Below are 21854 nucleotides of genomic sequence, written 5' to 3'. Positions count from 1 at the left end.
ACTTTTAACTCAAAAAAAGGTCTTCTATTTAAATAGAAGACCTTTTTTTTTATTTCATATAATTTTTTATATTAGCATTTTCATCTATAATACCTTCTATAGTGTCATCTTTACAAGTCATTATAACTGTTACCCCTGGCCCATGACCTGATTTCACACAATCACTATGAACTACAACTCCTATACTTACAGCACCTTTTAAATATCCTACACCATATGTGTTATCACAATCTTGAAGTAATACTAAATCACCAAATTTTAACTTATCAAGCCCTAATCTCTTTATTTCTTCCATATCAGCTGTCATTATGTCATAATCACCATCTGTAGCAGCACTTTTAGAACCTATACCAGACCCCATTAAATATGCTGGAACTTTTCCTACAACATTAACTTTAAGCTTTCCATTTTCTTCTTTTATGTTTAATTTTTCAAATAAATTAGGATCTATATTCATTATGTGTACATTTTCATAATTATTTAACTTAAGCCCTTGTCCATATGCTTTTACCATTATTTTATCATCGATTGCTAAATCTTCTAAAGTTTCCTCATCAAAATATATTAACACATGGTCTATGCCTCCATGCATACCTGTTACATATCCCTTTTTACCTTTAGCATCCCCTGATACTATTTTAGCTTCATTTCCAATACATGCAAATGTCATTAATGCTGCATTTTCTGAACTATTTTCATTTCTTATAGATACACCTGGCTCTACATGGTCACCTGCCCAATTAAAAACACTATCACCAACAGATACATTATATGATATTCCACCTGTCGCTGGAAGTATCATAGGTTTTCCATCGTGACTTATTCTATAATTTCCACCTATTGGATGATGAATTTTACCTTGTACTGACCATTTAACTACATGTTCTTTATTAGTATTTAACATATATCCCCCTACTATTTTTAGATAATTTTTATTTTCATTTATTTTATATTATAGCTATACTTTGGTAAAAGTTGAACAACAAAAATTTGCTTTACCCATACTACTGACACTTTTTATTAGTATCCACTAAGAACAAACCTTGATTAAATCATCTAAAATTAATAAAGTTTAAAATTCATGGTATTATAAATAAGGATACCTAAGTTTAGATATCCTTATTATTTTCTATTTTCTAAGACTTTCATTTATTCCATCAGCTACGAATTCAACTTTCGTACCAACTATAACTTGAGCACTAGTCTTGCTTAATTTAACAACACCTTTTGCCCCTAATGATTTTAAACCTTTTTCATTCATTTTATCAGTATCAACTAGTTCTAATCTTAATCGAGTTGCACAGTTTTCAACCTTAATTATATTCTCATCTCCACCTAGATATTCTATATATTTTCTAGATATTTCATCTTCACTAGTTGCTGCTACTTCACTATTTTGTATTGGATTTGAACTAAGTTCATCATCATCTTCTCTACCTGGAGTTGGTAAGTCTAGCTTAACTATTAAGAAGTAAAATACTACAAAGTATAAAGCACCAATTCCAAGTCCTACTAGTAATATATATATTGGATTAGTAGCTAAGTTAAAGTTTAGTAAATAGTCTATCGCTCCTGCTGAAAATGTAAATCCATGAAGTACTCCTAGAGAATCTGTAATAAACATAGATATTGCTGTAAGTATTGCATGAGCTACTAATAATGCTGGTGATAAAAATATAAATAAAAATTCAAGTGGCTCTGTAACACCTGTTAATAAAGCTGTAAGTCCTAAAGAAAAAAGCATACCTGCTACTGCTTTTTTCTTTTCTTTCTTAGCTGCACAGTATATAGCAAATGCTATTGCTGGTAAACCAAACATCATTACTGGGAAAAATCCTGCCATAAAGTGTCCTGCTGTAGGATCTCCTGCAAAGAATCTGTTTAAATCTCCTGTTGTCCCATTAAAGTTTCCTAATTGGAACCAGAAGAATGAATTAAATACATGATGAAGTCCCATTGGTATTAATAGACGATTAAAGAATCCATATAATGCTGCTCCCATAGCTCCAAACCCTGCTATAGCTGCTGATATATCTCCTAAAAAAGCTTGAATACTAGGCCAAACTATAGCTAAAGGTATAGCTACTATAGCTGATATTAATCCAGACATTATAGGAACTGCTCTTCTTCCACCAAAGAATGCTAAAAATTCTGGCAGTTGAACTTTTCTATATCTATTATATGATAATCCACCTATTAAACCTGCTAGTATACCTCCTAAAAATGATATATTTAATGTTGATGCTATTTCTGGTGCAAAATTTATACCCCAGTATTTAGTAGTAACATTAGTTAAAGTTAAATAAGATATAACACCTGCTAGAGCTGATGCACCATTTTGATCATCAGATAAGCCAACTGCAACTCCTAGTGCAAATAATAATGGTAAATTATCAAATAATGCAGACCCTGCTGCTCCAAAAAATGGAAGTACTTGAGACATAAATGGCACTGCATACAATGCTTTTATTACATCAGGTTGTCCAATTCTTAGCATAATACCTGCTATTGGTAGTGCCGCTATAGGTAACATAAGTGATTTACCTATACGCTGTAAAAATTTAAGCATATAATTTCCTCCTGTCGATGTCATTATTTATTTTAATTTAATTTTATTACATATAAAAGGTCCTTAGATATATCTAAAGACCCCCCTATTTGTTAGTTATTTAACTATTTCTATTCTATTTTCTTCTTTAGCTTCTACAGCACCTGTTACAATTTTTACAGACTGTCCATCTTCTAAACTAGTAAATATTATAGGACTTATATCCGATGTTGCATTATTTTTTATAAAGTCAACATCCATTTTCATTATTTTATCTCCTGCTTTAACTTTATCTCCAACATTTGTGAATATCTCGAAACCTTCACCTTTTAAATTCACTGTATCTATTCCTAAATGTATAAGTAATTCTAAACCATCATCAGTTTTTAACCCCATAGCATGTTTAGTATCAAATATCATCTCAACTGTTGCATCTACTGGTGATACTATAACCCCATCATTTGACTTTATAGCAAATCCATCTCCCATAATCTTGTTGGAAAATACCTCATCTGGTACATATGATAACTCTAATATTTCACCATTTGTAGGCGATAATATAATACTGCTTTTATTTTTCTTTTTGAAGATATCAAATATTCCCATTGCTCTTTGCTCCTGTTCTTTTGTTAATTTAATTTTCTTTTTAGTTGTAGTTTACCATAAATACCGTCAAATTTTATACTTTTTTTATATTTTTTTTACTTTTTATGAAATATTCCCCATTGAATTTAAATTTATATTTTAATACTTATTTATTATTATATATACTAAAAAACTATAAAAATAAATTTATTTTTATAGTTTTTTAGTGTACTCTAAGTATTTTAATTTTTATTTCTTACTTTTAAATCTATTCCAAGCTTATTTGCTAACACTTTTGACATTTCTATTTCTTCTTGCGATATTTCATCTACAACGGAAAAAGCTACTTCACTTATATACTCTTTACATTCTTTTGCAAAATTTATCATATATTCAAATGATACTTCCCCGTATTTAGGTCTTGTAACCTTTGTATAAACCTCTTTATTTGGAGCATTTAAGCTAATTGATATAGAATCTATATTATCCTTTAATAGTATTGCTGTTTTCTTTTTATGAATCAAATCACTTAAACCATTGGTATTAACCCTAACTTTTACATTACTTTTTTCTTTTATAAACTTACTAATTTCTATTACTTCGTCTAGTCTAACTAAGGGTTCTCCATATCCACAAAATACAACTTCATTATAATCGCTTAAATTATAATTTTTAAAAGCTTCCTTTATTTCGTCAATACTTGGTTCATGTTCTAGCCATAAACTTCCACTTTTTTCAATTTCATCCTTCTCATCTCTTATACAAAATATACATCTACATGGACATTTATTAGTTAAGTTTACATAAAGACTATCACCTATTGTATATAATATATTCATATCTATCTCCTTTTTATTAAAATTTTTTCTTTATTTCTAATTTATCAAAAGTACTTCCAATTAATAAAAACACTATAAAGCTTCCTATTGGTTGTACAAAACCTACAAGAGACAATACAAATGCACCTACAAATGTACCTGATATAATTCCCCCTGCTATCATATATAAAAACCATCCTACAAATCCCGCAATAAAGCTTCCTATTATATTTCTTTTAGTTATTATTTTTTCGCTATTTGAGCTTATAAATAATACTAATATTGGCTTTATTATTATTGTTGGTATTAGCCATATAGCTGCACCACTAACTAAATCTGCCATTCCAGCTCCTATTGCTGCACAAATCATTGCGTAAGGAGTAGGAAGTATAGCTGCTGCTAAATATATAAATGAATCCCCTATATGAACATACCCTCCATTAGCTCCTACTGGAATATGTAATATATATGCTGTTGTTAAACAAACTAGTGCGGCAAATAAAGATGATGTCACTAAAAATTTTGTTTTAGTTTTACTTACTTCATTCATTCTATCCATAATTATTCCTCCACTTTTAATGAATCCTAATTAAATATTACTACCTAACTCATACAATTTCCATATATGGATCTTAAATATATAATAAATATAAAATGTAATGATACAATTTTATTTAAATATTAAAAGAGCTAAATAATTTAGCTCTTTTAGGTATTTATTTATGTTCTTTTTCCATTTGTTTTTTTAAATTTTTAGCAAATTTTTTTTCTTTATATCTTTCCATTCCATCTTCCACTTGATTTTCCATATTAGCCATAAATCCTAGTACATTTTCTTTTACATCTTCTGCTTTTTCTTTAGCTCCATCAAGTCTTTTTTCCATATCATTTTTCATATTATTCATATAATTTTTCATAGTAGTCATATATCCTCCTTTATTTATATTATTTTTTGCATTTTATTAAAAATTATTACTTTCTTTTTTTGTACAAAATCTAATTTATTATTTTATAAATTATACATTTTACTTACAATTAAAAATATCCCCTATATAAAATATAGGGGATATAAATAATGGCAACCCATAGGAGGATGTGAGGGAGTGTTGCCATTATTTTAGGGTATTATATTATGGTTTTTAAGCTAGTCTTTCTATACTTATATATTAACTTTTTAATATGAATTTAATATGAGTTTTAAGTGAATGAACTTTGAAAGTTTAATTAAACTCTATAGTAAATATTACTGAATTCTCTTTATTTTTTATGTTATGCTTAAATCCATGACTTTGAAGTATTTTACTAACTAAATATAACCCTAGCCCACTTCCTCCAGTTTTTCTAGATCTTGATTTTTCTACTCTAAAAAATGGCTTAAATATCTCATTTAGATATTTTTTATCTATAGTAATGCCTGTATTTTCGACTTCTAAATATATTTTTGAATCAGTTTTTCTTCTAGCAATTTTTACACTTTTAGTGTACAGCTTCACTATTATAGTTTCTTTATTTGGTGAATATTTTATAGCATTGTTTATTATATTACTTATTGCTTTTTTTATTCTATCTTCATCACATTTTACATACAAATCTTTTTCTATATCTATTACTGTATTTAAATTTTTATCTTCTATTAAAAATACTTGTCTTTTTATTATATTTTCAACCATATTGCTTAAATTAACAGTATCTAAAGTCAAATCAGTTTCTAATATTTCACATTTTGATACTTCTATCATCTCATTTACCAATTCTTTTAACTCTTGTGTAGTATCATATGATTTTTCTAAATATAAATCTCTATCTTTATATTTCCCTATATTATAAATCATACCTTCTAGTTGTCCACTTATTATAGTTATTGGCGTTTTTAGTTCATGAGATATAGTAGCTATAAATTCTTTTCTTTTATTTTCAGCTTCTCTTTCAGTTTCTATTATATCTATCAAAGGTTTAGTTATTACTTTTGTATATATGTATGCACCTATTATAGCTATTAATATAGCTACCCCTATAATATATGGCATAAGATTTCTTATAACCTCAGTAGCTTCATCTATAGGCTGAAGCGGCATTACTATACTTAAATTATATGGGAGTATTGAATCTTTAGTATATATAGTAATATTCTTAGGGTATTCTCTACTATTATTTATTATATATTTACTATGATTAAGTATTAATAATTCTGTTCTACCATAAATTCTTCTTCCACTTTGGTTAGTTAAAAGAACAGATAGATTTTGACTCGCTTCTAGTTGATGTAGCTTCTCTTTTAATTCATCCGTTGTATAAAATACTGATTCTTTCTTAAGTCGTGCTACACTTTTTTCGAAATTCCCTATTTTATACTCATAATAATATGTTGGTAATAAAAAATATAAGATTAGGTATATTATTATAGCTAATGCTAGTAATAACCCTGTTGTTATTGTAAATAGTTTATACTTTATATTTAATTTTTCCCATTTACTAAATATCTTTTTCAAGAGTATATCCTATACCTTTTACTGTTTTTATATATGGTAATACTATTTTTTTTCTTATATTTTTTATATGTGCATCAACTATTCTTGTATCTCCATAATAGTCATATCCCCATATACTATCTAATAAACTTTCTCTAGTTACCACTTGTGGATATTTTTCTATTAAAGTCTTAAGTATATTAAATTCCTTTAAAGTAAGTTCTATAGTTTCTTCTTTTATTTGTGCTGTATACGTATTTAAATCTAATTTTAAGTCTTCAAAGATTAAACAGTCACTACTAGTTTGTGATGTCCTTCTAAGCACTGCTTCTACTCTTTTTATAAGTAACTTAAATGAAAAAGGCTTTGTTATATAATCATCACACTCTAAATCAAACCCTTTTATCTGATCTGATTCGTCAGTTAATGCTGTTAAAAATATTATAGGTACATTTGAATTTTTTCTAATCATTTTACATACTGAATGTCCATCTAAATTTGGCATCATAATATCAAGTATTATTAAATCATATTCTTTTTCCTTAAACTTTTGTATACCTTCTACTCCATCATTAGCTGAGTCTATTTTATATCCCTTAGAACCTAAAAACTCAACTATGAGTTCTTGTATATCTGAATCATCTTCAATAACTAATATAGATTCACTCATTTTATCAACTCCATTTGATCTTTATTTATATTTAATTTTATCATAATTAATTTATAACTATATGAATTTTTTATGACGTATATAATTTTTTCCGTAATTAAAAATAAGGAACTATCAATTGATAGTTCCTTATTTTTATAATTTGTGTACATTTATAGCTGACATTCCTTTTGGAGCCTCTACCATATCAAAGCTAACTTCTTCACCTTCATGTAAATTCTTTTCATCATTTTCTTCTTTTATATTTGTAAAGTGAACAAATACGTCTTCACCAGTATCACAAGTTATAAAACCATATCCTTTTACACTATTAAACCACTTTACTACACCGTTGAACTTTGCCATTTTGTCTACTCCTTTAATATTATTAATTAATAATATTATTTCTTTACTTATATATTTTATACTATTAACTCTTTAAAGTTCATCTTGTTTTGATTTACTAATACCAAATAATAGCTTGCCTAATTTACAAACTTTATTTTCATCATTTTACACTATTTTAAATTAATTTTTTATAAACTAAAAAGAGTTACTTAAGGTAACTCTTTTTTATTATTTGTATGTTTTAAAGTTTTTTAGTCTAAGTGCATTACTTACTACTGATACTGAACTTAAACTCATAGCTGCTGCTGCAAACATTGGATTTAGTAGCGGTCCTCCGAATATATAAAGTAGCCCTGCTGCTATTGGTATTCCTATTGTATTGTATCCAAATGCCCAGAATAAGTTTTCTTTTATATTCTTAATTGTCTCATTACTTAGTTTTATTGCATTACATACATCAATTAAATCACTTTTCATTAAAACAATATCTGCAGATTCCATAGCCACATCTGTTCCATTTCCTATAGCTATACCTACGTTAGCTTGTGCTAGTGCTGGTGCATCATTTATACCATCTCCAACCATAGCAACAAACTTACCTTCATTTTGAAGATTTTTAACTACATTTGATTTATCTTGAGGTAATACTTCTGATACTACTATATCTATTCCAACCTCTCTAGCTATAGCATTGGCAGTCTTTTTATTATCTCCTGTTACCATAGCTACTTTTATTCCCATTTCATGTAATTTGTCTACTGCTTTTTTACTATTTTCTTTAACAGTATCGGCAACTGCTATTATTCCAGCTATATTATTTTCTATAGCTATATACATAGGTGTTTTTCCTTCTTGTGCTAACCTATCAGATTTTTTATGTAGAGATTCTAGACTTATATCTCTACTTTCCATTAATCTTTTATTACCAAGTAATATATTTTTATTATCTATGTTTACTTCTATACCATGTCCTGGTATAGCTTTAAAGTTTTTAACTTCTACAAATTTTATTCCTATTTCTTCACCATACTTAACTATAGCTTCCCCTAATGGGTGTTCTGATGTTTTTTCTGCACTTGCTGCTATTTGTATTATATATTTTTCATCTATATCATCACTTACTATAACATCTGTTACTTTTGGCTTACCTTCAGTTATAGTTCCTGTTTTATCAAATATTACAGTATCTACTTTATGTGCAAATTCTAAAGCTTCTCCACCTTTTATAAGTATTCCATTTTCTGCCCCTTTTCCTGTACCAACCATTATAGCTGTTGGTGTTGCAAGTCCTAATGCACATGGACAGGCTATAACTAATACAGATATAAATATTGTTAAGACAAACTCTAAATCTTTATTTCCAAATAAAGCCCAAGCTGCTGCTGACACTATAGCTATTATTATAACAACTGGTACAAAATATCCTGATACAGTATCTGCAAGTTTTGCAATAGGTGCTTTTTTGCCTTGTGCATCTTCCACTAATTTTATAATTTGAGATAAAGCTGTATCACTACCTACTTTTTCTGCTTTAAATTTTATACTTCCATGCTTATTTATACTAGCTCCAGTTACCTTATCACCAATATTTTTTTCAACAGGTATACTTTCCCCTGTAAGCATTGATTCATCTACTGATGTAGTACCATCTACTACAACACCATCTACTGGTATCTTGCTACCTGGTTTTACTATTATTATATCTCCAACTTCAACTTCATCTATTGGTACTTCAATTTCTTTATCACCTTTTAATATAAGTGCAGTTTTTGGTTGAAGTCCCATAAGTTTTTTTATTGCTTCACTAGTTTTTCCTTTTGATCTTGATTCTAAATATTTCCCAAGTAATATTAAAGCAATTATTATTCCTGCACTTTCATAGTATAACTGATGATGTCCGTGAGGCATTTGTCCATTATAATTTGCTATTTTAAATGTTGTATATACACTATATAAAAATGCTGCTGATGTACCTATTGCAACTAGAGAATCCATATTAGGACTTTTTGTTAGTAATGCTTTAAATCCATTTACATAGAATTTATACCCAGCTCCCATTACAGGTATAACAAGTAACATTTGAATTAGTGCATAATTTAAAGGGTTTGTATTAGGATTTATTATGCTTGGTACTGGTAATGGACCAAAGGGTTTTGTTATCATAGGTCCCATCGCTATATAAAATAGTGGTATAGAGAATCCTACAGCTATTATAAACTTAGTAAATAAAGTTTTCATTTCTTTTTCTTTTCTTAATTTATCTTCATCTATTTGATTTTTATCTTTATTATTCTCTAATACTTCATATCCTGACTTTTTAATAGCTTCTTCTAATTTAGATAATTTAATCTTGCTTGGATCATAACTTATTGATGCTATTTCTGTAGCTATATTCACACTTGAACTTTCTACTCCATCTAATTTCTTAGTAGCTCTTTCAACAGCTTTTGCACATGCTGCACATGTCATTCCACCAATTTTTAAATCAACCTTTTTATATGTTGTATCTTCTAATATATCATATCCTGATTTTTGTATAGCTTTTTTAAAGTCTTCAAAACCAACTTTACTATCATCGTATACTATTTCTAACTTTTCTGTCACCATGTTTATACTCTGACTTTGTACTCCATCTAGCTTTTTGACGGCTCTTTCAACAGCTTTTGCACATGCTGCACAAGTCATTCCTGTGACTTTATACGTTTTTGTAATTATATTACCCATGTCATTTGGCTCCTTTATTTTTTAATTATATTTTTTCTATACCCTGTATAGGTATATTAAAACATTTTTTATAAGTCTATAAATTTTTAAGTGTTATCACTTAACAAATAAAAAATATACTTTCCTAATATCATAATAATTTCCTCTTATACTTAAAATATCCATTTTATAACCTATTTTTTATCAATACTTTTATACTAAAAAATCCTTATCTGTAAAAAAATAACCTATGTATAGACTTATTATCTACCATAGGTTGTTTTTTCTTTACTAATATTAATCTCCGTCTCTTCTATTTTTTATAAAATCTATTGCTATATATAACACTACTACTATAGTTAATATAACTACTAGCTTTACTATCCACGAACTCATTGAAAAACTATAAAACATTCTTCCAAAAGGACTAAATCCTCCGCTATAATATCCTCCTCCAAATATAGGCCTACTTGATTTAGGCTCATCATAGTCATAATATTTTTTATTGGTATTAGAATTATTTTCATTACTTTCATTTTTAGGCTTTGTAGAAAAACTTCCTGAGTCTGGTTTTATAGTGCTATTTGATTTGCTATCTGTTTTACTGTCTATATTGCTGTTATCACTTGGCTTAGTCGTAAAGCCTCCTGAATCTGGCTTTATAGTACTTTGTGGTTTGCTACTTTTACTGCTCTTTAAGCTACTACTTGGTTTACTAGAAAAACTACCAGAACTTGGCTTTATACTCTTTGGCTTAGAGTAACTTTTACTAGAACTACTTGAATGAAAAGAGCTCCTACTTCTTGAGTAAGCTACTTCACCTAAATCTTTCCCATAGGCCTCTGATTTTATCATTGAGAGTGAATTAAATGTAACTAAAAACGTAAATAAAGCTACTAATAATAGGGGAAATAATCTTAACTTATTTTTCTTCACTATACTGTAAGCCCTAGTTCTATAAATTTATTATTAAGTCTTATAAGTTCATCTTGACTATCATCAACTATTACAGAATCATAATTTTCTTCCCCTTTAAATTTAGAGTATCTTAATAAATGTTGATTATCATAGTCTTTTGAATCAATTAAATATACATATCTAAATATATTGCTATCACTTTTTTCTATTAAGTATCCTGCTACATTAAATATTATTTCTTTATTACCATCGTATAAAGTCACAGTTTCCTTTGTTTTAGTAAATGCATCAGTTTTTTTATCACATCCATATACATATTCTTCTTCTCTACAATTTAAACAAGAATTAACCATGCAATTTGATGCACAATTTATACACTTACATTTGCTACACTTTTGTAGTTTATCTATATCCCTTTTTTTATCTATAGTTAAATAATTATTAATTTTTGATTCTATATCATCACTTTTACTGAATAATTTTTTAAAAAAGCCTTTATCTTTTTTACTTTCACTTTCTAATCTATCTAAAAAGTCCATATAATCTTTTAATGTTTCAACTTTATTTATAAATGTTCTTTTATTTAATTCATTTTCATCTAACATTTGTCTTAAGTCATCATAAGAAAACATTATATCTGAGTAAATCTTTTTATATTTGTCTTTTTCGCTTTGTATTATTTCATTTGCCATAACTTTGCACCCCTTACATTAACTAATAAAAAAAATTTGCTTCGTCTATATAACCAACTTTTATGATTTGGTATTTAAACGAAGCATTCATCTACAAATATTTAAATAGATTAATATAATCTACTTATTTTTTCATTTGTTCTTTTATTCTTTCTAATTCTTTAGCTACTTCATCATCAACTGATGGAGAACTACTTATATATTCATCTAAAAGTTCATCTTCGTCTTTAGGTTTTAAATCTTCTAATGCTTTACCATAGCTTTCCTTTTGAGCAACTTTCTTTTCTAGTTCATCTAAGTTTATACCATGATCATCATTTAAACCAGCTAATGTCTCATTTATATCATTATTTATTTCAGCAACATCAAGTCTTGTAGCTAATTCTTGCTTTTTAGATTTCATTTTAGATATTTCTATTTCTAAGTCTGATATTTTATTTTTTACAAGTTGTATTTTTTCATCTTGTTCTTTTATTCTAGCTTCTGTTTGAGTTAATTTTCCTTGAAGTTCTAATTTTTGTTTTACAAAGTTTTGCGCTTTTTCATTGTCTTCCTTTTGTATAGCAACTTTAGTGGCTTCTTCATATTTATCTATTTTTTCTTGTATATCTTTTTTCTCATTTCTAATTCCATCTACTGATGCTATAAAGTTTGCACATTGTTTTTTAGCATCTTGTAATAACTTTTCTTTTTTAGTTATAGATAGTTCTAACATTTCAATTGGATTTTCATGCTTATCTAACGCTTTGTTAGCCTTTGCATCCACTATATTTTTTAGTCTTTTAAAAAAGCTCATTTTTCATCCCATCCTTTTATTATTGTGATTATACATTGATAATCATGACCTTATAATATATTGTATATTTATATATAACATGTGTCTATACTATAATTGGTATAAATACTGTAACCTTTTAACTTAATATATAAATATATGTTATATTTCATTTTATAATATTTATATGAATTCTTTATGAAATATTTGTTAAAAATTAGTATAAATATACTTGGAGGTAAACATTTGAGATATGTAATAGTTAGTGTTTTAAAAAAAGATGCAGGCAAATTTAATAACACTTTAAGAAAGGATGTCTTTGATAAGTTTGGTGTTAAATCTTCTAAACTGCCTGCTCACTTTACTATAAAATCCCCTTTTGAAAGTGATGATATTTCGCAATTAGAAAAAACATTAAATATATTTTCTAATTCTAATGATGCTACACCTTATGAAATCCATGGATATGATCATTTTGATGATCGAGTTATATATATGAAAGTTTTTATGAGTAATGATGCTAAATTTGTTCATGATAAACTTATAGATGAACTTTCCTCTATAAATTATATAAACTTTGATAGCCATGATGGTAAGGATAAAATATTCCATGTTACAATAAGTTCTAAAAAAATAAGAAGTAAGTTTAATGAACTGTGGGATTATGTAAATAATATCCCTTGTGATTTCTATTGCAGTTTTGATAATATTTCAATATATAAGTGGATAGATAATAATTGGATACTTCACAAAGAATATATTCTCAAATAAATATATTTTTATATAAAATTCCCCTTTAAAAAATAAAGGGGAATTTTATAATTATATACAGTTTCTAATTTTTGGACCACCAACTCTATCTACTTCACTACTTTCGTATAAGTTTACTATCGTATTAAATCCTTTTGATATCTTAAAATATATATTATCTATTGATAGATTTATATTCATTCTTGCATTTTAATTTTGTAGTACTACAAATTGATCAACATTTGAAGTTTTAGTGGAGCTACATCCTACCAACATAAGTGACGAGATAAATGTAATTCCAAGAACTGTTTTTGCCTTCTTTGTTCATATTACCCACACTAATATTTCCCATGTTTTTGTTTTAATTTATATTGTATATTTATAGATAGATTTTTTTATCGATTTTCTGAATTATATATATTAATTAATTTATATATATCCCTTTCCTTTTATATATGATAAAAAATTTACTTCGCCTAAGCGACGTGTCAGAGAAACACTTCGTGTCGCCAATGACTTCATCAGTTGCTCAAAATATCTTTTTTTCGATCAACTAAACTTATTGGTATTACTTGACTACAATAATTATACACAGTTTTTAAAGTATCATAATTTCCTTAAGCATAAAAAATACCATGATTAATCATGGTATTTTTTTATTTTTTTATCATATCAAATAGCTCTTTTTCTGTTTGCTTTATAACAAGATTTCCATCAATCTTAGCTACAGCCTCTTTTGAATACATTCTACAAACACCTATACATCCTGTACTTACATTTTCTTCTCCAGCTATTTCTTTTAATTTATTAACATCAACGTTTGAGCAATATGGACACACTCTAATCATTTTCATTCTCCTTATTTAATTAATTATTTTAAATTATTATTACCCTATAAAAATATACAGTAAACATTTGTATATTTTTATAAATTTTATTCAATTTGAATTTTTTTGAATTTTCTCTTGCGTTTTTGTCAATAAAGATGTTATTATAGTTTAGTCTTTGTTATGAATAAAGTATATTGTATACAAAGATGAACTTATATAATTATAAATAAATTTTTTTGGAGGAAATCATGAACGAAACTAAAGTTAAAGTTGTAACTGCTGATCCTTCAGCATTAGGGCTTTTTGGATTAGCAATGATAACATTAGTTGCATCATCTCAAAAGTTAGGATTAACTTCTGGTGTATCTTTTGTTATCCCATGGGCAATATTTTTAGGAGCATCTGCCCAATTAATGGCAAGTATAAACGATTTTAAACATAACAATACATTTGGAGCTACTGCATTTGGTGGATATGCATTTTTCTGGTACTCAGTTGGATTAGTATGGTTAATTCAAAATGGAGTATTTGGACAAGCTTTAGCTTCTACTATAGATGTTAAGCAATTAGGTTTTGCATACTTAGGTTACCTAATATTTACTTTATATATGACTATAGGTGCAATGGAGACACATAAAGTATTATTTATAATATTTGTACTTATAGACTGCTTATTTATAGGGCTTACTTTAAGTTCATTCGGTATAATGTCAGAAGCAACTCATACATTTGCTGCATACTCAGAAATGCTTATAGCAGTATTCTCATTCTATGGTTCTGCTGCTTCAGTACTGAATGCTCATTTTGGAAGAGTATTTTTACCTGTTGGTAAGCCATTTGGAATATTCAAAAAATAATTTAATATTAACTAAGATTTTTAAATTTATATTATAATAATTTTTAGACATATTTTAGACATTAAAATCCTACCTATATAAATAGGTAGGATTTTTTCATTTAATTAATATTTTTTATTTGTATTTATTGATTTCCTCATTGTTATTTTCATTAAACTAAAAAATGCAATCTAAATTCTATTCAAAATTTTTAATACATATCTACCCTTTACCACAAACATTTTCCCTTAGATAAAAAAACTAACTTTTATTTTTTATCTTTAAAATTAACTTTAAATTATTTTTTTTACATAAAATATATTCATTGTTATACTTTTATTTTAAGTTTTAGTATCTTGTATACACAGTTATACTGTGCTATACTAAATAAGTTATTTTAATGCGAAAGGAGCATATTCAATGTCAAAAAACAAAATAATAAACATAGCGGTTATAGCCCACGTTGATGCTGGTAAGTCAACTTTAGTTGATGCTTTCTTGCATCAATCTGGAACATTTAGAGATAATGAAGTAGTTAAAGACTGTGTAATGGATAGTAATGACCTTGAAGCAGAAAGAGGTATAACAATATATTCTAAAAACTGTTCTATAAACTATAAGGACTACAAGATAAATATAGTAGATACACCAGGACATAGTGACTTCTCTTCTGAAGTTGAACGTGTTATAAAGACTGTTGATACAGTTATATTACTAGTTGATGCTAGTGAAGGACCAATGCCTCAAACAAGATTCGTTTTACAAAAATCTTTAGAAGCTGGACTTAGACCAATACTTTTCATAAACAAGATAGACAAGCAAGATCAAAGAGCTGAAGAAGTTGTTGATGAAGTATTTGACTTATTCGTTGACTTAAACGCAACTGATGAGCAATGTGAATTCCCAATAATATACGGTATAGCTAAACAAGGTATAGCTAAGAAAGAAATGGACGATGAAAGTACTAACTTAGCTCCATTATTTGAAACTGTTGTTGAACATGTTGAAGCATACCCTGATTACAGTGAAGAACCTCTTCAATTACAAATATCTGCACTTGCTTATGATGACTATGTAGGTAGACTTGGAATCGGTAGAGTTTACAAAGGAACTATAAAAAATGGTTCTCAAGTTTCTATATGTAAAGCTGATGGTTCAGTAGCTAAAGGAAGAATATCTAAGCTTACAGTTTATGAAGGATTAAACCAAGTTGAAAAAGATGAAGCTTATGCTGGAGATATAGTTGTTATAGCTGGTATAAGTGATATATCTATAGGTGAAACTATATGTGATAGTGACAATCCAATTCCAATGGAAATGATACACATAGAAGAACCTACTTTATCTATGAACTTCTTAGTTAATGACTCTCCATTCTGCGGAAAAAGTGGTAAGTTCGTAACTACAAGACACTTAAAAGATAGATTAGACAAAGAATTAGAAGTTAATGTTGGTCTTAAAGTTGAGCCATTAGACACAACTGATGGATACAGAGTATCAGGACGTGGAGAGCTTCACTTATCTATCCTTTTAGAAAACATGAGACGTGAAGGATACGAAATAGGTGTTTCTAAACCAGAAGTTTTATTTATAAAAGAAGATGGTAAGTTATTAGAGCCAATGGAAAGAGTTATAGTTAACTGTCCAGAAGTTTACTCAGGAACTGTAATAAATAAATTAAACCTAAGAAAAGCAATGATGGAAGCTATGGAAATAGAAGGTGACTATGTTAAAATAACATTCATCGCTCCAACAAGAGGATTACTTGGATACAGAAGTGAATTCATAAACGATACTCGTGGAGAAGGTTCTTTAGTTAGATCATTTGAGAGATATGAAGAACATAAAGGTGAAATACCTGGAAGAACTAACGGAGTTTTAATAGCTCAAACAGCTGGTACTACTATGGCTTATGCTCTTAATGCATTAAGCGAAAGAGCTCAAATGTTTGTTGACCCTGCTGTTGAAGTTTACGAAGGTATGATAATAGGTATGAACTCTAGAAAAGATGACATGACTGTTAACCCTTGTAAAAATAAGAAATTAACTAACGTTCGTGCTTCTGGTACTGATGAAGCAGTTAAGTTACAAGCTGCTAGAACATTCACATTAGAAGAAGCTTTAGAATTTATAGAAGATGATGAGTTAGTTGAAATAACTCCAGATGCTATAAGACTTAGAAAGAAATTCTTAAATGAGCATGATAGATTAAAATACAACAAATCTAGACAAGCTAATAAATAGTTTATAAAAAGAACACTTTAGTAATTCTCTAAAGTGTTCTTTTTTATATTTCTAAAATATTAATTCTAGATACTATTTATTATTCAACATTTTTAACTTTATACACTTTAGTCATATAGAAATAGAATGGTACAGCTATTAGTAATCCACCTAGTCCCCATACTATCTTCATAGGGTCACTAATTCCTGCTTCTATTAATAGCCATAAACTAATTAATACTGCAAATATTGGTACAAATGCTCCACCTGGTATTCTAAATCTTACTTGCTTATCTTTATATTTCTTTCTAAATACTAATACTGCTATACATGTTGGTATATATTGTATAAATCTAGATATAACACTTATTTGTAATAAAAATTTAAATGAACCTGACCAAGCTATTAAAAGAGTTCCAACAACTGTTATTATTATTGCTATATATGGAGCACCTTTTTTATTATTTTTAGCTATGCACTTTGGAACTAATCCTTGTTCAGCTAATGCAACCCCTGATCTTGGTGTTAAGAAAGATGCTGCTATATTTATACCACCAACAGATATTACTGTTCCTATTGTTATTATATAAGTTCCAATATTACCTACCATTGATTTAGCTGCATCTGCTACAGGTGTTGCTGCTCCACTTAACTTAGGACCTAATACACCAACACTTATAGCTAAAACAAACACATATACAATTGATACTATTGCCATCACTGTAATTAAAGCTTTTGGAACGTTTTCCCTAGGATTTTCCATATCCTTTGCTGCAACTGCCAAAGATTCAAATCCTGTAAATGCATAAAATAATGATATTGCAGCTGCAACAAATGCTGTTGTTGTAGCTTCACCAGATGGTACAATTACAAACGGTTTAAAGTTACCACCTTTTACAAAGAAAATTCCTACAACTATAAAGAATATTAATGGAACAAGTTTACCTATAGTTATTATATCATTTAAAACTTTTGATGCTTGTACACCCATTATGTTTACTATTCCAAGACCTATTAATACTACACCTATTATAACATTTTTAGTAAATGGATCTGCTGCTTGAGGCCAAACAGTAGAAATCGTTATTGCAAAAAAGTTTGCCATAGCTGCCCAAGCTATCATACCTATAGCCCACTTCATAAATCCAACTTCAAAACCTATAAATTGACCAAACGCTTCCTTAGCATAAAGATATGGTCCACCATTTTCATCAAACCAACTTCCTGCCTCAGCAAAACAAAGCGCTATAGATACTGCAAGTACTGTACAAAATACTAGTACAACAATACTTGCAGGTCCTATCATTTTATATGCCTCTCCTGGCAATCCAAATATACCTGAACCTATGATTGAGTTAATGCCTAGAAGTACTATACTCCAAAAACCTAATTTTTTACTACTTTCCATAGTCTTCCTCCACCAAAATATATATTTATAATTATTTAGTTGCTTCTGTTATTAATGCCTTAAATAGCTTTTGCATGATAGGATAATCCTTTGTCATCATTTCTGGATGCCATTGAATTCCTAATACAAATTCTTCTCCTTCTTTTTCTATAGCTTCAATTACTCCATCTTTAGATTCTGCACAAACTATATATCCATTAGCTAACTCATTTACAGCTAAATGGTGAAAACTATTAACATGTATCTCACTTTCTCCTAATATATTATGTAACTTCGTACCTTCTCTTATTATGGCTGTATGTGTAGCTACATTTGATAAATGACCTTGATTATGTTTTATATAACATCCATCTATTAGAGATAAGTCTTGATATAAGCTACCTCCTTCACATACATTTATAACTTGTTCTCCTCTACATATACCTAAAATTGGCTTCTTCATTTCTAAGGCATATTTTAATAATTTAAAATCATAAGCATCTCTTTTAGGTAATATTCCACCTAATTTTTGATGTGGTTCTTCTCCCCAATTTAAGGGATTTACATCATGCCCTCCAGATAAAATAAGAGCATCTATATTTTTTACTTGTTCTCTTATTATTTCATCATTATAAACCATTGGAACTATGTAAGGTACACCCCCACACATAGCGACTGATTGAACATAGTCATTATTTACATATGCTCTTTCGTATCCTGGAAACATTCCTCCTTCATCTATTATAAGGCTACCTGATATACCTACTATAGGCTTTTTGTTTGTCATAAATTAATGCACTCCAATTCTTCTATTATTTTTAGATTATAACTATAATCTTTTGTACATCAATTACTTTAAGCAAACACTATGCCAAATTTGTATTTTATTTTTTTATATTTAGATATTTTGTATAATTTTTAAGTCCATTAACTTAATATATTTTTTAATTTTATACATTTTCAGATGTTCTTCTAATAAAGGTATACACTCATTTTATGAGTTAATTTAGTCTAGTTTCATGAATATTTTCAATAGAAAAATAGCAATAATCATAAAAATTTTTTCAATATTTGTTTTAGGAAAACTTTTACTTTACTTATTAAATAATACATAATGTTAAAATATATTTATAGGTTAAATAGGCAGTTAAATCTGCCTACTTAACTGCCTATTTTAATAACTTAAGCACCTCTATTCCCTTTTGACTTAATTCGCTTCCTTTCCTACCACTTTTTGATACTACAATATTTCTTCCTTTTAATACTTCTAATATATGTCTAATTTCACCTTCACTTATTAGTATATCTTCTTTTATAAGTTCTTTAAGTATAGCACTTCTTCCTAATGATTTATTTAAGTCATTATGATTTTTGATACATTTCATTACCTTTACTGTCTTTTCTAAAGATGTTCTATTTTTTATATAATCTATATCTTTTTTATAATCCTTTTTTATATTAGTTAGATTATGAGGTAAATCATTTGTAGTAACTTCATCTTTTGATGCCATAGTATCTATATACATAGCTGTATTTCTTAACTCTCTTATATTACCTGGCCAATCATAATCATTTATTATAATTTTTACATCTTCACTTACCTTAATTTTTCTTTTTATAAAATGTTTAAGCATCATATCTATATCTTCTTTTCTCTCTCTAAGTGGAGGTATGTGTATAGGTAATACATTTATTCTATAATATAAATCTGCCCTAAACTTTTCTTCTTTTATCATTTTAAGCAAATCTCTATTTGTTGCTGCTATTACTCTAACATCAATATCTATTACGCTTTGTCCTCCAACTGGCATAATTTGATTTTCTTGAAGTACTCTAAGTAACTTTGTTTGAAGATACATAGGCATATCCCCTATTTCATCTAAAAATATAGTTCCATTATGAGCTTGTTCAAATAGTCCTTTTTTACCACCTTTTAATGCACCAGTAAATGCTCCTTCTTCGTATCCAAATAACTCACTTTCTAATAAATTTTCAGGCATAGCAGCACAGTTTATAGCTATAAAAGGTTGTTTACTTCTATTTGAATCATTATGTATAGACTGAGCTAACAACTCTTTTCCAGTTCCACTTTCACCAGTTATTAAAACTGTATAATCTGATTTAGATATCTTTCTGGCTAACTTTTTTGTATTTTCCATATTTATAGAATTAGTTTTAATATCATCAAAAGTATATCTAGCTACTTGACCTTTATCTTTAAGAACTTTACTTAAATTTTGTTCTAATTTTTTTATATAAGTTACCTCTTGTATACAAAAATATGACCCTATATTTTTACCAAAGCTATTTATTGTGTGCTTGTTTATTGTTATATACTTATCTTTATATTTAATAACATTATCATCTTTTGTCTTATCTTTATTTAATATATCTTTTAATTCTTTATCATCTAAATTTTTAATGTTTTTACCTATTATATCTTCTTTTATATCTAAAATATTTTTCACACTTTCATTAAGGACTTTTATAATACCTTCATTTGAAAGTAATATCATACCATTTTTAGATAACTTTATAATAGATTTTAGCTCATCATTTTCTACTGTAAGATTTTTATAGGTATGATTTATTCCTGAATGTATACTAATAACTTCTTCAGAGTATTTTATTAGTCTTTGTGTTACTTCTTTTTCATCGATTTTTAGTTTGGTTATTATTTGTAGAAATGTAGATATGTCTATAAATCTATGCCCTATATCAATTACTTCTTCTATATAATCAGGAACTAAGTGTGTTTCACCAGGAGTTACACAAACTTTAATATCCTTGTATTCTTTTTCTTTATCATAGGGAATTAAATTTAAGTGATTTATACCTATGTGGTATAGCATGGATATAGTTTCAAGTATTGTTTCCTTGTTATCGTTTACAACTAACACATCTATATTTTTAGGTAGTGAAAACAGTCTGTATATATCTTTTTGCTTTACACTTCTATTTATTATTATTATTTTCTTGCTATCATCTATATAATTTTTTAGTTTTATAGACCTATCTCTAAGCATGACAAGAATTATATCATCATCGATTTTTTGACCTTTTTGTAGATTATTAAAAAAATAATTGTTTATTTTTAATTTGTCTTTGAATATCATCTTTATATTGTTGTTTAAAAAGACCTCTAATGTGGATAATCCATCTGTAACTATACCTATTGTTTTCATATTAAGTCTCCCTTTTTACTTTGTATTATATATTTTTTAATTTTTGTTATCTAATTATCCACTATTATATCTAATTTATACTTAATTTGTCTTTTATAAAAAAGAAGTTTGCTATTTTTATAGCAAACTTCTTTTTTAT

21 protein-coding genes are annotated in these 21854 nt (G+C 27.6%); 3 read left to right on the top strand and 18 right to left on the bottom strand.

From position 1 onward, the window contains the following. Window positions 1-49: 49 nt before the first annotated feature. The 13 genes from I2H23_RS01985 to I2H23_RS01925 form a co-directional block, all read right to left on the bottom strand. Window positions 50-904, bottom strand: coding sequence for a DUF4438 domain-containing protein (locus I2H23_RS01985; RefSeq protein WP_195580927.1), 855 nt, complete (start codon window positions 902-904; stop codon window positions 50-52). Window positions 905-1129: 225 nt separating this feature from the next. Beyond that, complete coding sequence (gene nagE / locus I2H23_RS01980) at window positions 1130-2569, bottom strand: N-acetylglucosamine-specific PTS transporter subunit IIBC (protein ID WP_195580926.1); 1440 nt, start codon at window positions 2567-2569, stop codon at window positions 1130-1132. Between the two features lie 96 nt (window positions 2570-2665). Further along, a complete protein-coding gene (locus I2H23_RS01975) occupies window positions 2666-3154 on the bottom strand; it encodes a PTS sugar transporter subunit IIA (RefSeq protein WP_092926642.1) in 489 nt (162 codons plus the stop codon). Window positions 3155-3375: 221 nt separating this feature from the next. Then, window positions 3376-3972, bottom strand: a complete 597-nt coding sequence (locus I2H23_RS01970; RefSeq protein WP_092926644.1) for a TIGR04100 family radical SAM protein — start codon at window positions 3970-3972, stop codon at window positions 3376-3378. Between the two features lie 16 nt (window positions 3973-3988). Further along, window positions 3989-4510: a TIGR04002 family protein gene (locus I2H23_RS01965; RefSeq protein WP_092926646.1), complete on the bottom strand. Its 522-nt coding sequence runs from the start codon at window positions 4508-4510 to the stop codon at window positions 3989-3991. A 157-nt stretch (window positions 4511-4667) separates the two neighbouring features. Next, on the bottom strand, window positions 4668-4877 hold the full coding sequence (locus I2H23_RS01960) for a hypothetical protein (protein ID WP_092926648.1): 210 nt from the start codon (window positions 4875-4877) through the stop codon (window positions 4668-4670). A gap of 294 nt (window positions 4878-5171) precedes the next feature. Next, a complete protein-coding gene (locus I2H23_RS01955; RefSeq protein WP_195580925.1) occupies window positions 5172-6440 on the bottom strand; it encodes a sensor histidine kinase in 1269 nt (422 codons plus the stop codon). After that, window positions 6424-7089 (bottom strand): response regulator transcription factor, encoded by a 666-nt coding sequence (locus I2H23_RS01950; RefSeq protein WP_092926652.1) that lies wholly within the window; start codon window positions 7087-7089, stop codon window positions 6424-6426. Before I2H23_RS01950 ends, I2H23_RS01955 begins: the two co-directional genes overlap by 17 nt. A gap of 135 nt (window positions 7090-7224) precedes the next feature. Continuing rightward, on the bottom strand, window positions 7225-7434 hold the full coding sequence (locus tag I2H23_RS01945; RefSeq protein ID WP_092926654.1) for a cold-shock protein: 210 nt from the start codon (window positions 7432-7434) through the stop codon (window positions 7225-7227). Window positions 7435-7644: 210 nt separating this feature from the next. Further along, complete coding sequence (locus tag I2H23_RS01940; protein WP_092926656.1) at window positions 7645-10140, bottom strand: heavy metal translocating P-type ATPase; 2496 nt, start codon at window positions 10138-10140, stop codon at window positions 7645-7647. Window positions 10141-10416: 276 nt separating this feature from the next. Then, window positions 10417-10974 carry a hypothetical protein gene (locus I2H23_RS01935; protein WP_166505077.1) on the bottom strand — a complete coding sequence of 186 codons (558 nt, stop codon included), beginning with the start codon at window positions 10972-10974 and terminating at the stop codon, window positions 10417-10419. An 80-nt stretch (window positions 10975-11054) separates the two neighbouring features. Then, window positions 11055-11729, bottom strand: coding sequence for a hypothetical protein (locus tag I2H23_RS01930; protein ID WP_092926660.1), 675 nt, complete (start codon window positions 11727-11729; stop codon window positions 11055-11057). A gap of 124 nt (window positions 11730-11853) precedes the next feature. Then, entirely contained in the window at window positions 11854-12525 is a 672-nt protein-coding gene (locus I2H23_RS01925) for a PspA/IM30 family protein (RefSeq protein WP_092926662.1), read from the bottom strand. A gap of 225 nt (window positions 12526-12750) precedes the next feature. Here I2H23_RS01925 and I2H23_RS01920 point away from each other — a divergent pair, with 225 nt between their 5' ends. Further along, window positions 12751-13275, top strand: coding sequence for a 2'-5' RNA ligase family protein (locus I2H23_RS01920; RefSeq protein ID WP_092926664.1), 525 nt, complete (start codon window positions 12751-12753; stop codon window positions 13273-13275). A 51-nt stretch (window positions 13276-13326) separates the two neighbouring features. On the opposite strand, the gene I2H23_RS15420 is transcribed toward I2H23_RS01920, so the two are convergent. Beyond that, a complete protein-coding gene (locus I2H23_RS15420; RefSeq protein ID WP_271891992.1) occupies window positions 13327-13455 on the bottom strand; it encodes a hypothetical protein in 129 nt (42 codons plus the stop codon). A 455-nt stretch (window positions 13456-13910) separates the two neighbouring features. Beyond that, window positions 13911-14102 (bottom strand): DUF1450 domain-containing protein, encoded by a 192-nt coding sequence (locus tag I2H23_RS01915; protein ID WP_092926666.1) that lies wholly within the window; start codon window positions 14100-14102, stop codon window positions 13911-13913. A 230-nt stretch (window positions 14103-14332) separates the two neighbouring features. Between I2H23_RS01915 and I2H23_RS01910 the strand changes: the two genes are divergently transcribed. Beyond that, window positions 14333-14941 carry an acetate uptake transporter gene (locus I2H23_RS01910; protein ID WP_092926668.1) on the top strand — a complete coding sequence of 203 codons (609 nt, stop codon included), beginning with the start codon at window positions 14333-14335 and terminating at the stop codon, window positions 14939-14941. A gap of 399 nt (window positions 14942-15340) precedes the next feature. Then, window positions 15341-17164, top strand: coding sequence for a translational GTPase TypA (gene typA / locus I2H23_RS01905; protein WP_092926670.1), 1824 nt, complete (start codon window positions 15341-15343; stop codon window positions 17162-17164). 79 nt (window positions 17165-17243) lie between these two features. Here typA and I2H23_RS01900 read toward each other — a convergent pair whose 3' ends face one another. The 3 genes from I2H23_RS01900 to I2H23_RS01890 form a co-directional block, all read right to left on the bottom strand. Continuing rightward, entirely contained in the window at window positions 17244-18551 is a 1308-nt protein-coding gene (locus I2H23_RS01900) for an APC family permease (RefSeq protein ID WP_092926672.1), read from the bottom strand. A gap of 31 nt (window positions 18552-18582) precedes the next feature. Continuing rightward, window positions 18583-19317, bottom strand: a complete 735-nt coding sequence (locus tag I2H23_RS01895) for a gamma-glutamyl-gamma-aminobutyrate hydrolase family protein (RefSeq protein ID WP_092926674.1) — start codon at window positions 19315-19317, stop codon at window positions 18583-18585. Between the two features lie 382 nt (window positions 19318-19699). Next, window positions 19700-21715 carry a sigma-54 interaction domain-containing protein gene (locus I2H23_RS01890; RefSeq protein ID WP_092926676.1) on the bottom strand — a complete coding sequence of 672 codons (2016 nt, stop codon included), beginning with the start codon at window positions 21713-21715 and terminating at the stop codon, window positions 19700-19702. Window positions 21716-21854 lie beyond the last annotated feature (139 nt).

It is taken from the genome of Romboutsia sp. BSD2780061687b_171204_C1 (assembly GCF_015560225.1).
GTDB lineage: Bacteria > Bacillota > Clostridia > Peptostreptococcales > Peptostreptococcaceae > Romboutsia_C > Romboutsia_C hominis.
Note: the sequence above shows the minus strand (reverse complement) of the source record. Positions and strands in the feature narration are given on the sequence as shown.